At 65.0% G+C, this 16109-nt stretch carries 15 protein-coding genes and 1 pseudogene; 10 read left to right on the forward strand and 6 right to left on the reverse strand.

Annotated elements, in window-relative coordinates; all coding sequences use genetic code 11:
• The first annotated feature begins 13 nt into the window (after nt 1-13).
• From AWB79_RS05715 to AWB79_RS05730, 4 genes are all read left to right on the forward strand, one after another.
• The gene (locus AWB79_RS05715; protein ID WP_061166386.1) at nt 14-736 is read left to right on the forward strand and encodes a class I SAM-dependent methyltransferase; all 723 of its coding nucleotides are present in this window, start codon (nt 14-16) and stop codon (nt 734-736) included.
• 103 nt (nt 737-839) lie between these two features.
• Nucleotides 840-2048, forward strand: coding sequence for a beta-ketoacyl-[acyl-carrier-protein] synthase family protein (locus AWB79_RS05720; RefSeq protein WP_061166387.1), 1209 nt, complete (start codon nt 840-842; stop codon nt 2046-2048).
• A complete protein-coding gene (locus tag AWB79_RS05725) occupies nt 2045-2842 on the forward strand; it encodes a beta-ketoacyl synthase chain length factor (RefSeq protein WP_061166388.1) in 798 nt (265 codons plus the stop codon). Before AWB79_RS05720 ends, AWB79_RS05725 begins: the two co-directional genes overlap by 4 nt.
• Complete coding sequence (locus tag AWB79_RS05730; RefSeq protein ID WP_061166506.1) at nt 2842-3297, forward strand: hotdog family protein; 456 nt, start codon at nt 2842-2844, stop codon at nt 3295-3297. Before AWB79_RS05725 ends, AWB79_RS05730 begins: the two co-directional genes overlap by 1 nt.
• On the opposite strand, the gene AWB79_RS05735 is transcribed toward AWB79_RS05730, so the two are convergent.
• From AWB79_RS05735 to AWB79_RS05750, 4 genes and pseudogenes are all read right to left on the reverse strand, one after another.
• Nucleotides 3270-4028 (reverse strand): class I SAM-dependent methyltransferase, encoded by a 759-nt coding sequence (locus AWB79_RS05735; RefSeq protein ID WP_061166389.1) that lies wholly within the window; start codon nt 4026-4028, stop codon nt 3270-3272. The genes AWB79_RS05730 and AWB79_RS05735 overlap by 28 nt on opposite strands.
• A gap of 40 nt (nt 4029-4068) precedes the next feature.
• Nucleotides 4069-4667: pseudogene (locus tag AWB79_RS05740) on the reverse strand (LysE family translocator).
• 71 nt (nt 4668-4738) lie between these two features.
• Nucleotides 4739-5428, reverse strand: coding sequence for a hypothetical protein (locus tag AWB79_RS05745; RefSeq protein WP_061166390.1), 690 nt, complete (start codon nt 5426-5428; stop codon nt 4739-4741).
• 271 nt (nt 5429-5699) lie between these two features.
• Nucleotides 5700-6281 (reverse strand): flavin reductase family protein, encoded by a 582-nt coding sequence (locus AWB79_RS05750; RefSeq protein ID WP_061166507.1) that lies wholly within the window; start codon nt 6279-6281, stop codon nt 5700-5702.
• A gap of 151 nt (nt 6282-6432) precedes the next feature.
• Between AWB79_RS05750 and AWB79_RS05755 the strand changes: the two genes are divergently transcribed.
• Nucleotides 6433-7164 carry a PadR family transcriptional regulator gene (locus tag AWB79_RS05755; RefSeq protein WP_061166391.1) on the forward strand — a complete coding sequence of 244 codons (732 nt, stop codon included), beginning with the start codon at nt 6433-6435 and terminating at the stop codon, nt 7162-7164.
• Between the two features lie 16 nt (nt 7165-7180).
• Nucleotides 7181-8011 (forward strand): siderophore-interacting protein, encoded by an 831-nt coding sequence (locus tag AWB79_RS05760; RefSeq protein WP_061166392.1) that lies wholly within the window; start codon nt 7181-7183, stop codon nt 8009-8011.
• An 11-nt stretch (nt 8012-8022) separates the two neighbouring features.
• Here AWB79_RS05760 and AWB79_RS05765 read toward each other — a convergent pair whose 3' ends face one another.
• Together AWB79_RS05765 and AWB79_RS05770 are read right to left on the reverse strand one after the other, a co-directional pair.
• Nucleotides 8023-9570 (reverse strand): D-arabinonate dehydratase, encoded by a 1548-nt coding sequence (locus tag AWB79_RS05765; protein ID WP_061166393.1) that lies wholly within the window; start codon nt 9568-9570, stop codon nt 8023-8025.
• A gap of 9 nt (nt 9571-9579) precedes the next feature.
• Nucleotides 9580-10704 (reverse strand): mandelate racemase/muconate lactonizing enzyme family protein, encoded by a 1125-nt coding sequence (locus AWB79_RS05770; RefSeq protein ID WP_061166394.1) that lies wholly within the window; start codon nt 10702-10704, stop codon nt 9580-9582.
• Nucleotides 10705-10821: 117 nt separating this feature from the next.
• On the opposite strand from AWB79_RS05770, the gene AWB79_RS05775 reads away from it, so the two are divergent.
• The 4 genes from AWB79_RS05775 (at nt 10822) to AWB79_RS05790 (ending at nt 16108) form a co-directional block, all read left to right on the forward strand.
• Nucleotides 10822-11706 (forward strand): LysR family transcriptional regulator, encoded by an 885-nt coding sequence (locus AWB79_RS05775; protein ID WP_061166395.1) that lies wholly within the window; start codon nt 10822-10824, stop codon nt 11704-11706.
• Nucleotides 11707-11845: 139 nt separating this feature from the next.
• Nucleotides 11846-13603, forward strand: a complete 1758-nt coding sequence (locus tag AWB79_RS05780; RefSeq protein WP_061166396.1) for an IlvD/Edd family dehydratase — start codon at nt 11846-11848, stop codon at nt 13601-13603.
• Nucleotides 13604-13791: 188 nt separating this feature from the next.
• A complete protein-coding gene (locus tag AWB79_RS05785) occupies nt 13792-14742 on the forward strand; it encodes a dihydrodipicolinate synthase family protein (protein ID WP_061166508.1) in 951 nt (316 codons plus the stop codon).
• A 58-nt stretch (nt 14743-14800) separates the two neighbouring features.
• Entirely contained in the window at nt 14801-16108 is a 1308-nt protein-coding gene (locus tag AWB79_RS05790) for an MFS transporter (RefSeq protein WP_061166397.1), read from the forward strand.
• The last annotated feature ends 1 nt before the right edge of the window (nt 16109 follow it).

Here is a 16109-nt window from a genome sequence, read left to right on the forward strand (position 1 = left end):
ACCTGTCATCCGCATGGTGCCGACAGCGCTCATCGAAACCGCCAGCCGTCCCTACCGCGCCGCGGGCCGTTTCGCGTGGCACTTCGCGCTGGGCAAACTGCGCCACGATCCGTTCTTCGCTCACGTTCTCGCGCACGGCCTGATTCCCGATGGCGCGCGCATTCTCGATCTCGGCAGCGGTCAGGGCCTGCTGGCCGCGTGGCTGGTCGCCGCGCACGCGTGGCACCGGGAGAACGCGGCGCGCGCGTGGCCCGCGCACTGGCCCGCACCACCCATGCCGCATTCGATTCACGGCATCGATCTGACGCCGCGCGATATCGAGCGCGCGCGCATCGCATTGAAGGCGCACGAGGCGCGCATCCGCTTCGTCTGCGGCGACATTCGCGCCGCCGCGTTTCCGCAGGCGGACGTGGTCATCGCGTGCGACGTGCTGCATTACGTCGACGCCGACGCTCAGGAAGCGATCCTGCGCCGCGTGCGCGCGAGTCTCGCGCCGGACGGCGCGCTCCTGCTGCGCGTCAGCGACGCCGCCGCGGGCTGGCGCGCGCGCGTCGATCGCGCAGTCGATTTCGGCGTACAGGTCGCGCGCTCGGGACGCACCGGCGGGCTCACCTGCCGCAGCGAAGCGCAATGGCTCGCGCTGCTGGAAGAACTGCGCTTTCGCGCCAACATCCGGCCGATGGGCCACGGCGCGCATCACGCCAATCGTCTGATCGTCGCGCAACCCATCGCCTGATCGGCCACCCGAGCCGCGCCCCGGCCTGAAAGTCCCGTTTGTTACAATTCATCGCATACCGAACGCCATCGGCGCCGACTGCATTTCAGGAACCGAGCCCGTAGTGAATCCTCTTCTGTTTACGCATTTCACCGCCACGAGTTGCGCGGGACGCGGCCTCGACGCAACGCTCGCCGCGCTCGCCGAAGGACGCAGCGGACTCGCGCCATGCGACTTCGAAGGCGCCGCGCTCGGCACGTACACGGGCCGCGTCGCGGGCGTCGAGCAAGCGCCGGTGCGCGCGGACCTCGCCGCATTCGACTGCCGCAACAACCGGCTCGCCCAACTGGCGATGACGCAGGACGCTTTCGACGCACGCGTGCGCGACGCGATCGCCCGGCACGGCGCGGACCGCGTCGGCGTGTTCATGGGCACGAGCACGGCGGGCATTCTGGAAACCGAACTCGCCTATCAGCGCCGCGACGCGCAGACCGGCGCGCTGCCCGCCGACTTCAACTACGCGGCCACGCACAATCCCTATTCGCTTGCCGCGTTCGTGCGCGCGTATTTCGGGCTGCGCGGGCCGGCGGCTTCGGTGTCGTCCGCGTGCTCGTCGGGCGCGAAGGTGTTCGGCTCCGCGCGCCGCATGCTGGAAACCGGTCTGATCGACGCAGCCGTGATCGGCGGCGTCGATACCCTGTGTCTCACCACGCTCTACGGCTTCAATTCGCTCGAGCTGCTCGCGCCGGGTCCGTGCAAGCCATTCGACGTGAAGCGCGACGGCATTTCCATCGGCGAGGCGGCGGCGTTCGGGCTGCTCGAACGCGATGGCCCCGATCATGCCGATGACGCCGACGCGATCCGCCTGCTCGGCATCGGCGAATCGAGCGATGCGTATCACATGTCGTCGCCGCATCCCGAGGGACTCGGCGCGCGCATGGCGATGGAGCAGGCGCTCGCGAGCGCCGGGCTCGATGCGCGCGAGATCGGCTATGTGAATCTGCACGGCACCGCGACGCCCAGCAACGACGCCGCCGAAAGCCGCGCGCTCACGAGCCTGTTCGAGCGCGTGCCGTGCAGCTCGACCAAGGGCGCGACCGGCCATACGCTTGGCGCGGCGGGCGCGCTGGAAGCGGTGATCGCCGCGCTCACGCTCCGGCACCAGATGATTCCGGCCGGCGCCAACACGACCGAGCCGGACCCCGCCCTCGGGCTCGATTACGTGCTCACGACGCGCGCGACGCCGCTGCGCGCGGTGTTGTCGAACTCGTTCGGCTTCGGCGGGACGAATTGCAGTCTGGTGTTCGGACGCAAGGGAGCGGCATCGGCATGACTCCATTGCGCGCTTATATCGAAGGAATCGGCGTGATCGGGCCGGGACTCGCGAACTGGCAGCAAACCGCCGACGTGCTCGCGCGCCGCGCCGCGCGCGAAGACGCGAAAACCGTGCTGCCGGCGCCCGCGAGCCTGCCGTCCGCCGAGCGCCGCCGCACGGGGCCGGTCGTGCGCGCCGCGCTCGCGGCCGCGCATGAAGCGGTCGCGCACAGCGGGCGCGACGCGGCGTCGCTCGCCGCCGTGTTCGCGGCATCGGGCGGCGACGGCGGCAACTTCCACGCGATCTGCGAAACGCTCGCGAGCGACGAGCCTCAACTCTCGCCGACGCGCTTCCACAACTCGGTCCACAACGCGCCCGCGGGCTACTGGAGCATCGCGACGCGCGCGATGGCCGCATCGAACGTGCTGTGCGCCTATGACGGCAGCTTCGCGGCGGGCTTGCTGGAGAGCCTTGCGCAAGTGAGCGTCGATGGCGTGGCGACATTGCTGGTCGCGTATGACACGGACTATCCCGAGCCGCTTCATCGCGTGCGGCCGATCGGGGACGCCTTCGGCGTCGCGCTCGTGCTCGCGCCTGAGCGAAGCGAGCGCTCGCTTGCACGCATCGAGGCGCGCCTTTCGGATGCCAGCGCGTCCGCGTTCGCCGATGCCGGTCTCGAAGCGCTGCGTCTGTCGAATCCCGCGGCGCGCGCCTTGCCATTGCTCGACGCGATCGCGAACGGACGCGCGGCGCATGTCGTTCTGGACTATCTCGACGGCACGCGGCTCACCGTGGATGTCGAGCCGTCATGATGCTCGACCGCGACTGGATCGCCGCGCGCATTCCGCACGACGGCGCGATGTGCCTGCTCGACGCCGTCGCCGCGTGGGATGCGCAGCGCATCCGCTGCACGGCGACGAGCCATCTTTCCTCAGATAATCCGCTGCGCTCGAAAGGCCGGCTCGCGTCGGTATGCGGGATCGAATACGCGGCTCAGGCGATGGCGACTCATGGCGCGCTCGTCTGCGCCGATGACGGCAAGCGCCCGCGCGTGGGCATGCTGACGAGCGTGCGCGGGGTGGAAACGCGCGTCGCACGGCTCGACACGCTCGACGGCCCGCTCGATATCGAAGCCGAACGCATGGGCGGCGACGACAACACGGTGCTCTACCGTTTCACCATTCACTGCGCGGGTCGGCTGGTTCTGAGCGGCCGCGCCGCCGTGATCCTCGACGCCGCTCAAGCCGCCGGCTTCGTCGCGCAATAAGCCGAGAAAATGCCGAGTTCGACCTCGCGGCGCACGTTCGCGAAACCCGCGCGCCTGATCGCGGCGATCACGGTGTCGGGCGGCACGCAGGCTTCGATCGTGTCCCAGTAGTAGCGCATCAGCTCGACGCTTTCTTCCTTTTTCCCGACGACGCGCGCGATCAGCGGCACCACTCCGCGCATGTAGAACCTGAGCGCCGCGACGCCCAAGCCGTGCGCCGGCCGCGTGATTTCGAGCACGCAAAGCCGGCCGCCCGGCGCGAGCACGCGGAAATATTCATCGAAGACCTTCGCCAGATCGCTGACGTGGCGCAGCGCGAATCCCATGCTCAGGAAATCGTAGGACGCGCTCTCGCACGGCAAATCCTCCGCCGTGCCGATGCGCGTTTCCACGCCGGGCGGCAGATGCGCCTGGCCGACCATGCCCGGGCTCGGATCGATGCCGGTGACGAGCGCGGCATCGCCCGTGATCGCGACCGCCTCCTTCGTGACGAGGCCCGTTCCCATGCCGACATCCAGCACGCGCATGCCGCGCGCGAGTCCCGCCGAACGCAGCGCGCGATGGCGATACCAGGGGCCGGAGCCGAACGCCATCGCGCGCTCTATGGCGTCGTAGTCGGAGGCGGTGCGGTCGAAGATGCCGCGCAGCCAGACGCGGCGGCGCGCTTCGTCGGGGTAGTAAGACACGAGCGGTTCGTGCGGGGCTTTTTCGTCGTGCCTGGGGGAAGTCATCGGGTCTCCTTTTTTGTACCGATGTTCTTTAGCACATCGCTCAGTGCAAGGTGGTCCACGCGAGCGCGACGGAAAACGTCGCCAGAACGAGCGACGCGCCGCGCTGCACGCGCTCCGGGCTCAGCCACGCGAGCCGTCCGATGCCGAGCGCCGCGCCGAACACGATCCACAGGAAGCCGATCGGCACCAGCGCGGCGGCGAAGATCGACATCGTCTGGAGATAGTCGGCGGGAACGGCGAAGGCGCTCGCCGGGAAGATCGCGCTGGCGAACAGCATCGCCTTCGGATTGAGCAGCGTGGTGACGAAGAGCGCGCGCATGCCGACGGCTTTTTGCGCCGAACTCGGCAGCGCGACGGCGGTGCGCCACATCGTCACCGCGAGATACGCGATATACACGCTGCACGCGATGCGCATGAACGTCGGCAGCCAGGTGACGAAGTTCGTGGCGTGCGTGCGAGATAGCCCCACGCGGAAATCGCGATGAAATAGCCGCCCAGCTCGGCGCCGACGAGCGGCATGGCGCGCTTCACGCCGCGCCGGAGGCCGGCGGCGGCAAGCAGTGTGTTCGTGGGTCCGGGTGTGACCAGAATGACGACGATGCCGAGGAGCAGCAGCGTCGCCTGCGAATATGAATGCATGGAACGGTTTCGAATTTTGAATGCAGAGTGCTTAATACCACAATTCGATGTCGCTCCCTGCGTAAGCGCGGTCATTCCGCCATCAGCGCTTCGACCTTCGGTGCGCTGGCGACCGCCCGCGTCGCGGAGGTTTCCGGCGCGGGCAGCGAAAGCGTCAGCGCGCGCCGGGCGCGCGCCAGTGAATTACGGACGCGCCGTTCCGGACGGCTGAACATGCCGCCGCCGACCAGCGCGACGAACGAGGTGATGAGCGGCACCGCGAGGAGCATCGTCGCGAATTTGAAGAGGCCGAGCCGAAGCGGACTGCGCGCGGCCCACGCCGACCACGCGAGGGCGAAGCTCAAATAAGCGATGCCCGCCGGCGCGCCCGCGAGTTCGGGCATGCCGATGCGTTGCGCGAACGGCATCGGGAATATCAGCACGAAGAGCGCGATGCTCGACAACGCATGCACGAGCAGCGCGCGCCGCCGCTTCACGAGTCCCGTGATCGACCAGAACGCGAGCACGAGCACGAACGGCGGACACGCGGCCACCACGGCGGCGAGCGCCAGATAGACGACGACGCCGCTCATCAGATTGCGCAGATAGCCCGCCGACGACGCGTACCAGATCATGTAGCCGGCCGCCAGCGCCATCACGCACGCGACATAGGCGGTCATGCCGTTGTGTCCGTCCGGCGCGACGACGAGCCTGAGCGACAGCAGGCTCGTGAAACCGACGAGATACACCAGGAACCGCAGGACCGAAAAACGCTGTTTCATACCGCACCCCTTTCCCCGATGGTGCGAGCGATCGTCTTTGCGATCTGCTGCGCCGCGCACAATCGCGCTGCAGCAGACCTTATGAGACCTGTCCTCGCCCATCTATCGCCCGCGTCCGAATTCGTGTGTTACGGATCGCGGGAACAAAAGCGCCGCCACGAAGAGCCTTGCGGTCTTTCGCGGTCGACGTCTCTTTATCGACGGGGAAACGGAGAATCTTTAGCCCTCCGGTCGAGGGCTGGAACGAGCGCTCTACAGGCCCGTTCGAGGCTCAGCGCATGAGCGGCTTCGCCTCTTCCATCGACGAGGCGCGCACGAACTTGCCCGCGCCCAGATGGTGAATCGTGTGCAGCGGCTGGTTGGAATCGTCGACGCTCCAGTGGCCGTCGAGGAACACGCGCGAATCCGCGGCGGCCGCGACGACTTCGGCGAAACAGGTGTCGTAGGCGTCCTCGGTGTGCTTTTCGTCAATCAGGCGGCATTCGAGCCACGCCGCGCAATTCTTCTCGATGAGCGGCAAGCCGAGCACCGGCCCCGCCACCGTTTCGATGCCGTAGGCCTCGAACTTGTCGAGATCGCGCCCGCTCGACGAACCGACCGCGTAAGTCAGATCCATCGCCGCCGCGCCCGGCACCACGATGCCGAACGTGCCGCTGGCGGCGGCGAGTTCGCGCGTGTACGTGCGCTTGTCGATCACGACGGCGATGCGCGGCGGCGTGAACTCGACCGGCATCGACCAGGCGGCGGCCATGACGTTGCGGCGTCCGCCGTGCGAGCTCGTGACGAGCACCGTCGGACCATGATTGATGAGGCGGCTGGCGTGTTCCAGTTTGACGGGAAGAAAGTGGCTCATGGTTTTATGGATGCAAAAGACAATGCGCGAGATTGTATGCGGCATGCAAAAAGCGCGTAGCGATGCGATCCGCCCCTCGAATATCGCCTTGACAGACACTCTTACGATATATATCTTTAGATATGTTTTACGACATATCTGGAGTGCTCATATGAAATCCCGTTGCTTTCAACGCGCGCGTGAAGCCGGTTTCCGCGCATTCGGTTCTGACTTTCCGCTCGGCGCGCCTGAATGGGCCGAACGTTTCGCTTTCGAACGCTGGGGCATGATTGGGCGTCATCGTCATGGTGGCGGTGGCCGCTTCGGCGACGGCCCCGGTGGAATGGGCGGCATGGGCGGTTTCGGCGGCGAAGACGGCATGCCGCGCGGCCGCAAGTTCTCGTCCGACGATCTGCAACTGCTGCTGCTCGCCATGCTGGCCGAAGCGCCGCGTCACGGCTACGAGCTCATCAAGGCGCTGGAGGACCGCTCGAACGGCTTCTATACGCCGAGCCCGGGCATGGTTTATCCGGCCCTGACGTATCTCGAAGAGCTGGGATATACGACCGTCGAACTCGAAGGCAATCGCAAGCGCTATGCGCTGTCCGACGCGGGCCGCGAATACCTCGCGGCGAATCGCGAGCGCGTGGACATCATGCTCGCGAAGCTCACGCATTTCGCGCGCAAGATGGATCTGGTGCGCCGCGCGTACATGGGCGAGGAAGTCGACGAAGTCGCCGCCGACAACGGCTGGGCGCCCGAACTGATCGCCGCGCGCCGCGCGCTGAAGAAGGCGCTGCTGTTGCGCACCAATGCGTCGCAGGAAGAACAACGCCGCATCGCCGCGATTCTCGCGCGCGCGACCGCGGAGATCGAACAGAATCCCGCGCCGAAGCAGGCGTGAGAAGGAGCCATACACGATGACCGAATCCATCCTGCAAGAACGGCCCGAACTCGAAGTGACGCGCGTGCGTCACGCCCTCAAATTCCGTCTGCTGCAAGTAAAGCGCGTGCAGGCGCTCAATCCGTCGCTCGTGCGCGTGACGTTCACGGGCGAAGCGCTCGACGATTTCACGAGCGCCTCATTCGACGATCACATCAAGGTCTTCTTCCCGGAGCCGGGCGATGCGATGCCCGCGATTCCGCAAGCCGGCCCCGATGGCCCCGTGTTCGATCCGTCGAAGCCGCGGCCGATCGCGCGCGATTTCACGCCGCGTCGATTCGACCGCGCGGCGCGCGAACTGGATATCGAATTCGCGCTGCACGAAGCCGGTCCCGCGACCGCCTGGGCGGCGCAGGCCGCGCCGGGGCAATACCTCGGCATCGGCGGGCCGCGCGGCTCGTTCGTGATCCCGACGCAGTTCGACTGGCACCTTCTGATCGGCGATGAAACCGCGTTGCCCGCCATCGCGCGGCGGCTCGAGGAATTGCCCGAAGGCACGCGCGTCGCGACGCTGATCGAAGTGGCCGATGCGTCCGCGCGTATCGAATTCGACACGCGCGCCGATCTGTACGCGCAATGGCGCTATCGCAACGAGAGCGAACACCCGGGCGGCGCGCTCCTGCTCGCGTTACGAGAAACCTATCTTCCAGATGGCGAAGGTTATGTCTGGGCCGCAGGTGAAGCCACGCTCATGCGCGCGGTGCGCAAGCTGTTGTGCGAGGAGCGCGGCATCGACAAGAAACGCATTCGCGCCTCCGCGTACTGGAAGCGCGGCGAGCAAGGCGTGCATGAAACCATCGACGGCTGATTCGACATCGATCAGCTCATGATGCCGATCTGCCACGGCACGAACTCGTGATCGCCGAGACCCAGCAGTTCGCTCTTCGTGCGCTGCCCTGAAGCCGCGCCGAGCAGCGCGTCGAAAATCGCGCGGCCGGTGCTCTCGACGGACGCCACGCCATCGAGAATGCCGCCGCAATTCAGGTCCATGTCTTCGACCAGCCGCTGGTACATCGGCGTGTTGGTCGCGAGCTTCAGCGATGGCACGGGCTTCGCGCCGAACATCGAGCCGCGTCCCGTCGTGAAGGCGATGAGATTCGCGCCGCCTGCGATCTGTCCGGTCGCGGAAACCGGATCGAAGCCCGGCGTGTCCATGAACACGAGTCCGCGCTGCCGCACAGGTTCAGCGTAGCGATACACCTCCATCAAAGGCCCGGTGCCGCCTTTCATCGACGAACCGATCGACTTCTCGAAGATGTTCGCGAGCCCGCCTACCTGATTGCCCGGACTGACCTTCCCGTTGATCTGCACATCGCGTCCGACCGAATACTCTTCCTTCCACCAGCGAATCCGTTCGAGCAGTTTCTCGCCGACCTCACGGCTCGCGGCACGGCGCGTGAGTGTGTGTTCGACGCCGTAGATCTCGGGCGTTTCGGAGAGAATCGCAGTGCCGCCATGACGCACCAGCAGGTCGACGGCGGCGCCAAGCGCGGGATTCGCCGTGATCGATGAAAAGCCATCCGAGCCGCCGCATTGCAAGCCGACCTTCAGATGACTCGCGCTGACGGTCGTGCGCTGCACGCGATTCGCATCGGCCAGTAACGCGCGCACGGCTTCGATGCCTGCCTCGATCGTTCTTCGCGTGCCGCCGCTCTCCTGCATGATGAACGTATGCAGGCGCGCGCCCGCATTCAAGCCTTCCTGCTCCATCAATCCAGCGAGTTGATTGCGTTCGCAACCGAGTCCGATGACGAGCGCCGCCGCGAGATTCGGATGCCGCGCATAACCGGCCATCGTGCGGCGTAACAGCGCCATCGGTTCGCCGCTCATCTCCATGCCGCAGCCAATTCCATGCGTGAACGCGACGACGCCATCCACGTTCGGATAGTCAGCGAGACGCTCCGGCGTGAACCATTCGGCGATCTTGTGCGCGACGGTCGCCGAGCAATTCACCGTCGACAGAATGCCGATGTAATTGCGCGTCGCGACTTCACCGTTCTCGCGCACGATGCCCTGGAACGTCGCGCGATCCTTCTCCGCGATCATCTCGACGTCGCGATAATCCGCACAGAACGCGTAGTCCCGATCGAACTCGCGGAACTCGACGTTATGGCTGTGGACCATCGTGCCCGGTGCGATATCCGTGTTCGCGAATCCGATGGTCACGTTGTACTTGCGCACGGCGTCGCCTTGCTTGATTGCGCGCGCGGCGATCTTGTAGCCCGCCGTGACCTGGCTTCTGCACACGAAGTCCTCGGACGGCACGGGCGTGCCGATCGCGACGTCGGTGCGCGCGATGACGACGTTGTCGTCGGGATGCAGGCGAATCACCGGACCCGCGATGGTTTTCTTGACTGTGTCCAGCATGGTTCGACCTCAGACGATGCGCTTCCATTGACCGTACTTCGCGACTTCCTTCTCGTCGAACGAGAAGCCCAGGCCCGGTGCATCGTGCAGTTGCACGCGGCCATCGCGATGCGAGAGTTGTTTATCGATCAGCCGGCGGAAGTTGAGCACCTGATCGTCCCAGAAGAACTCGACGTATCGCGCATTCGGCGTCGCGGCGACGAGCGGCGCATGCAGATCGTGGAACCAGTGCGGGCACATCACGACGCCATGACTCGCCGCCGTCGCCGCGATCTTGCGCCATTCCGTGATGCCGCCGCACACGGCCGCGTCCGTTTGCAGAATCGCGGCCGCGCCACGGTCGAGCAGCTCCTTGTGATACCAGCGGCCATAACCGATCTCGCCGGTGGCAATCGGAATGCGCGTGGCCTTCGCGAGACGCGCGTGATTGTCGACATCGTCGGGAGAGAATGGCTCTTCGATGAAATACGGATCGTATTGCTCGATGCGGCGCACGTGTTGCAGCGCCTGCGTGAGATCGGTCCAGCCGTTGTTCATGTCGATCATCAGTTCGACGTCCGGCCCCACCGCTTCGCGCGCGGCTTTTACGCGACGCTCCTCTTCCTGCGGCGAGAGCCTGCCGCCTTTCATCTTCACCGCGCGAAAGCCCTTCTCCACATAGCTCGCCATTTCCTCGCCGAGCTTTTCGGGCGTCTTGCCATCGAGGTAATAACCGCCGCTCGCATAAGCCGGCACGGATTCGAGCTCGTTGGCGCCGAGATATTTATGCAATGGCAGCTTGTGCGTGCGCGCGTTCAGGTCCCAGAGCGCGACATCGAGAATGCTCAGCGCGCGCATGACCGTTCCCGCGCGGCCTTGCAGCAGCGCTTCGTTATACATGGCCTGCCATAGCCCTTCGACCGCATACGAATCCCGGCCGATCAGAACCGGCGCGAGCAACTGCTCGACCGCCACGGTCAGCAACTCGCCCGCCGCGCTGCCGATATAACAAAAGCCGATGCCTTCGACGCCATCGGTCGAGCGCACCTTGACGAGGCCGTAATGGCGCGTCGATACAGTGCGCGTGGAAAAGGACGTGACGCGATCGAGCGGCACGGCGGCCGCGCAAACCGAGATCGATTCGATGATGGGCATGGCTTCGTCTCCGTATGTCTCGTGTGCATTGCTTCGTTACGAATGCAATCAGTTTGATGGCGTGGCCGCACAAGAGGAAGTATTCTTTGGCTTCTTCACACCCAAAAATTTTTATCGATGGACTCGCGCTATCTGCAGAGCTTCGTCTTCGTCGTCGAGCTCGGCTCCATTGCCGAAGCCGCGCGCAGACTCGATCTCACGCCCGCCGCCGTGGCGCAACGCGTGAAGATGCTGGAGGCCGAACTGGGCGCGACGCTCGTGCGCCGCTCGGGCCGCACGGTCGGCGCAACCGAGGCCGGCGAGCGCATTCTGGCGCGCGCCCGCTCCGTGCTGCACGACATTCGCGACCTGCGCGCGGACATCGACGACACCGATCAACTGGGCGGCCAGTTACGCCTGGGCGGCATGGCCACGATGATGGCAAGCCTCATACCCGACGCGCTCGCGGTGTTGCTGCATCGTCATCCGCAGATGGATTTCTATCTCGAGCCAGGCACGTCGCTCGACCTTTATCGCAAGGTGACGAGCGGCGATCTCGACGCCGCCGTGATCGCACAGCCCTTGTTCAACCTGCCGAAGAGTTGCGACTGGCACACCTTCAGAAAGGAATCGCTCGTTCTGTTGACTCCCGCGTCAATGCATGTCGCCGACGTGCACGCCACGCTGCAAACCGAGCCGTTCGTGCGCTATGACCGCAATGTCGTCGGCGGTCAGCTCGCGGATGCGTATTTGCGTCAGCACGGAATCAAGCCGCATCAGCGTTGCGAACTCGACGGCCTGGCCGCGATTGCGACGCTGGTCGATCGCGGGCTCGGCGTGTCGCTCGTGCCCGACTGGGCGTCGACGGAATTCATTGGTCTGACAGTTAGGAAATGGGCATTGCCGCATGCGGCGCCGAAGCGGCTCGTCGGTATGTTGTGGGGACGTTCGTCCGCGCGCCTGCGACTCGTGCAGGCGTTTCTGGCCGCGGCCGATGTGGCGGCGGCGGGTCTCAATCGCTAACTCAATCGCTAGTTTTGGCTGTTTCCGGAAGCAATTATTTTTTTCGTTTGAAGCAAGCGCCACGCACGGCGAGAAGCACGCAAAGCCGCGATAATCAAGGCACGGAGACACTCAACGCTCACCCAACGGTAGTGCAACCATGACCGATACATTCAAGAAGAAGCCCAGCGATGATCCCGCCCAACCGAGCGGCCTGCGCAAGTCGCTGACGAGCTATGGAGACAACGGCTTCTCGCTCTTCCTGCGCAAAGCCTTCATCAAGGGCGCGGGCTATACCGACAGCGCGCTCGACCGGCCGGTGATTGGCATCGTCAATACGGGCAGCGCGTATAACCCGTGTCACGGCAACGCGCCGCAACTGATCGAAGCCGTGAAGCGCGGCGTGATGCTCGCGGGCGGCCTGCCGATGGACTTCCCGACCATCTCCATTGCCGAGTCGTTCTCGCAACCGACGAGCATGTATCTGCGCAATCTCATGTCCATCGACACCGAGGAGATGATTCGCGCGCAGCCCATGGACGCGGTCGTCCTGATCGGCGGTTGCGACAAGACCGTGCCCGCGCAACTGATGGGCGCGGCATCCGCCGGCATTCCCGCGATTCAGCTCATCACAGGCTCGATGTTGACGGGCGCGCATCGCGGCGAGCGCGTGGGCGCGTGCACCGATTGCCGCCGTTACTGGGGCCGTTTTCGCGCCGAGGAAATCGACGAAGCCGAAATCACCGCGGTGAACAATCAACTCGTGGCGAGCGTGGGCACATGTTCGGTCATGGGCACCGCGAGCACGATGGCATGCATCGCGGAAGCGCTCGGCATGACGGTGCCCGGCGGCGCATCGCCGCCCGCGGTGACATCGGATCGCATGCGCGTTGCCGAACTGAGCGGCACGCAAGCCGTGCAGATGGCGCGCGACAATCTCACCATCGACAAGATACTCACGGCGGAAGCGTTCGAGAACGCCATGCGCGTGCTGCTCGCCATCGGCGGTTCGACGAATGGCATCGTGCATCTCACGGCTATCGCGGGACGCATGGGCTATGAGGTCGATCTGAAGGCGCTCGATCGCATGGGACGTGAGACGCCCGTGCTCGTCGATCTGAAGCCTTCGGGCTCGCATTACATGGAGGACTTTCACAAGGCCGGCGGCATGGCCACGCTGTTGCGCGAACTGAAGCCGCTCCTGAACCTCGATACGCTGACGGTCACCGGACGCACGCTCGGCGAAGAGATCGAAGCGGCGGGCCCGGCTTTCGCGCAGGACGTCGTGCGTTCCTTCGACAAACCGATCTATCCGCAAGGCGGCATCGCCGTGCTCGAAGGCAATCTCGCACCGGGCGGCGCGATCATCAAGCAGTCGGCGGCGAACGCGGAACTCATGGAGCACGAAGGTCGGGCGGTCGTGTTCGAGAACGGCGCGGACCTCGCGGCGCGCATCGATTCAGACGATCTCGATGTCACGCCCGACGATATCCTCGTGCTGAAGAACATCGGGCCCAAGGGCGCGCCGGGCATGCCTGAGGCCGGCTATATCCCGATTCCGCGCAAGCTCGCGATCAAGGGCGTGAAGGATATCGTGCGCATCTCGGATGGCCGCATGAGCGGCACCGCGTTCGGAACCATCGTGCTGCATGTGACGCCGGAGGCGGCTGTGGGCGGACCGCTCGCGCATGTTCGTACGGGCGACCGCATTCGTTTGAGCGTGTCGAAGCGCGAGGTCAGCCTGCTCGTCAGCGATGAAGAGCTCGCGGCGCGCGCGAAGGCATCGCCGGTCACGACGCCGAGCGCCGAGCGTGGTTATCGCAAGTTGTTTTTCGACACCGTCACGCAAGCGGACAAGGGCGTCGACTTCGATTTCCTGCGCGCCGCGAAGATGCGCGGCGTGACACCGCGCCGTTGACGCAAGCACTCTTCGAACGCATCAAGGCCGCTTTTACAGCGGCCTTTTTTTCGCGCGGCGAAATCTCATCGCATCGCAAGACATCAAAAATTTTTGAGTTTGAAGCAAGCGCCCGTCTGTACTTCGATGTTTTACGCACGGCGATACTGGCCTCCATCGCAAAGAACCTGAAAGGAGACGCTGTGCACATGAACTCGCCACATACCTTGAAAGGCGCGCTGTCGCCGGTACTTACGCCATTCAACGAAGACGGCACACCATCCACGGAACGTCTGCTCCGGCATTGCCGCGCGCTCATCGACGACGATGTCGGACTCGCGGTCTTCGGCACGAACTCGGAAGCGAACTCGCTGACCGTCGCGGAGAAGCGCAGCCTGCTCGATGCATTGCTCGACGCGGGCCTGCCCGCCGCGCGCATGATGCCGGGCACAGGCGCATGCGCGCTGCCGGACACCATCGAACTGACGCGTCATGCAGTGACGAACGGATGCGCGGGCGTTCTCATGTTGCCGCCCTTCTACTACAAAGGCGTGAGCGATGAAGGACTGTTTCGCGCGTATGCGAGCGTGATCGAAGCCGTAGGCGATGCGCGTCTGAAGATCTACCTCTATCACATTCCGCAAGTCGCGCAGGTGGGCCTGAGCCTGCCGCTGATCGGGCGCTTGCTCGAAGCGTATCCGGGCGCGATCGCGGGCATCAAGGACAGCTCGGGCGACTGGAGCAACACGGCAGCGCTGATCGATGCGTTCGCGGCCTCCGGCTTCGACGTCTTCGCGGGCAGCGAAACCTTCCTGCTGCGCACCTTGCAGGCAGGCGGCGCGGGCTGCATCACCGCGACGGGCAACGTGAACGCCGCGACCATCGCCGGTCTCGCGCGCAACTGGCAAGCCGTCGATGCGCCGGCGCGGCAACGCCGACTCGACGAAACACGCGAAGTGTTCCAGCGCTTTCCGATGATCGCCGCGATGAAGGCCGCCATCGCGTGGCAATCGGGCGACGAAGGCTGGGCCAGGTTGCGGGCGCCGCTCGTCGAACTGGATGCATCGCAACGCATGCAACTGGAAAGCGCGCTCACGGCGATCGGCTTTCGCATTCCGCATGCGGCGGAACTGGCGCTATCGACCGAAGCTGCGCACTGAGCGCCCGCCTTGCGAGCACATAACTAATCGAACGCTCTGCAAACATCAGGAGACAACCTTGTATAACAGCACCTCCCTGTCCGCGTCGATCGAGACGGGCGACGCCGACTCGATCTTCAGGCGCGTCGCATTGCGCTTCATGCCCTTGTTGTTCGTCGGCTACGTGGTCGCGTATCTCGATCGCGTGAATGTCGGCTTCGCCAAGCTGCAGATGCTCAACAGCCTGCATCTGAGCGAAGCGGTCTATGGTCTCGGCGCCGGTCTTTTCTTCGTCGGCTATTTCTTCTTCGAGGTGCCGAGCAATCTGCTGCTGCATCGCATCGGCGCGCGGCGCTGGATCGCGCGCATCATGGTCACGTGGGCCTTGCTTTCGATGGCCACCGCATGGGTCACGACGCCGTGGCAGTTCTATGCGGTGCGCTTCATGCTCGGCGTCGCGGAAGCGGGTTTCTTTCCCGGCATGGTGCTGTATCTGACGTACTGGTTTCCGTCGCACCGGCGCGGCAAGATGGTCGCGCTGCTGATGGCCGGCAATCCGGTGTCGGGGCTGGTCGGCGGCCCGATGTCCGGCTACATCATGCATGCGATGCAGGGCACGTGGGGCATGGCGGGCTGGCAATGGCTCTTCATCATCGAAGCGCTGCCTTCCATCGTGCTCGGCTTCGTGGTGCTGCGCCATCTCGACGATCGCGTCGCCGATGCGAACTGGCTCTCTGAGCGCGAAAAGAGCGTGATTCTCGATGAGATCGCCGCCGACACCGCCACGCACACGCACGGTTCGGTGCGCGCCGTGTTCACATCCGCACGCGTGTACCTGATGTGCCTGATCCTCTTCGGCATCGTGATGGGCTCGTACGCAATCGGCTTCTGGCAGCCGACCATTCTGCGCTCCACCGGCATCGAAGACGCGTTCATCATCGGCCTGTTGACCATGATCCCCTACTCCGTCGCACTCGTTTCGATGATCGTCACCGGCAGGCACGCCGATCACACACGCGAGCGGCGCTGGCATGTGGCGATTCCCGCGCTTATAGCAGGTTCGGGCTTCGTGCTGTGCGCGCTGTTCGGTTCGTCCTCCGCGATGTCGGTGCTGGGGCTCACACTGGCAACGGCGGGCGTCATCACCGCATTGCCGATGTTCTGGGCGCTGCCCACCGCGTTTCTCGGCGGCACGGGCGCGGCGGCGGGCATCGCGCTCATCAATTGCACGGGCAATCTCGCGGGCTTCATCAGCCCGGCTGTGATCGGCTGGCTCAAGACGGTGACGCATTCGCTGTCGTCAGGGCTGTTCGTCGTCGCGGCTTCGCTCGCCGTGTCGGCTTTGCTGATCCTGGTATGCGTGCCCGCGCGACTCGTCAACAAATGAG

The sequence above is a fragment of the Caballeronia hypogeia genome (genome assembly GCF_001544875.2).
In the GTDB taxonomy this organism is placed as follows: domain Bacteria; phylum Pseudomonadota; class Gammaproteobacteria; order Burkholderiales; family Burkholderiaceae; genus Caballeronia; species Caballeronia hypogeia.

Coding starts and splice junctions, on each gene's coding strand:
- AWB79_RS05715 (WP_061166386.1), top strand. CDS start 14: ATGGTGCCGACAGCGCTCATCGAAACCGCCAGCCGTCCCTACCGCGCC.
- AWB79_RS05725 (WP_061166388.1), top strand. CDS start 2,045: ATGACTCCATTGCGCGCTTATATCGAAGGAATCGGCGTGATCGGGCCG.
- AWB79_RS05730 (WP_061166506.1), top strand. CDS start 2,842: ATGCTCGACCGCGACTGGATCGCCGCGCGCATTCCGCACGACGGCGCG.
- AWB79_RS05735 (WP_061166389.1), bottom strand. CDS start 4,028: ATGACTTCCCCCAGGCACGACGAAAAAGCCCCGCACGAACCGCTCGTG.
- AWB79_RS05745 (WP_061166390.1), bottom strand. CDS start 5,428: ATGAAACAGCGTTTTTCGGTCCTGCGGTTCCTGGTGTATCTCGTCGGT.
- AWB79_RS05750 (WP_061166507.1), bottom strand. CDS start 6,281: ATGAGCCACTTTCTTCCCGTCAAACTGGAACACGCCAGCCGCCTCATC.
- AWB79_RS05755 (WP_061166391.1), top strand. CDS start 6,433: ATGAAATCCCGTTGCTTTCAACGCGCGCGTGAAGCCGGTTTCCGCGCA.
- AWB79_RS05760 (WP_061166392.1), top strand. CDS start 7,181: ATGACCGAATCCATCCTGCAAGAACGGCCCGAACTCGAAGTGACGCGC.
- AWB79_RS05765 (WP_061166393.1), bottom strand. CDS start 9,570: ATGCTGGACACAGTCAAGAAAACCATCGCGGGTCCGGTGATTCGCCTG.
- AWB79_RS05770 (WP_061166394.1), bottom strand. CDS start 10,704: ATGCCCATCATCGAATCGATCTCGGTTTGCGCGGCCGCCGTGCCGCTC.
- AWB79_RS05775 (WP_061166395.1), top strand. CDS start 10,822: ATGGACTCGCGCTATCTGCAGAGCTTCGTCTTCGTCGTCGAGCTCGGC.
- AWB79_RS05780 (WP_061166396.1), top strand. CDS start 11,846: ATGACCGATACATTCAAGAAGAAGCCCAGCGATGATCCCGCCCAACCG.
- AWB79_RS05785 (WP_061166508.1), top strand. CDS start 13,792: ATGAACTCGCCACATACCTTGAAAGGCGCGCTGTCGCCGGTACTTACG.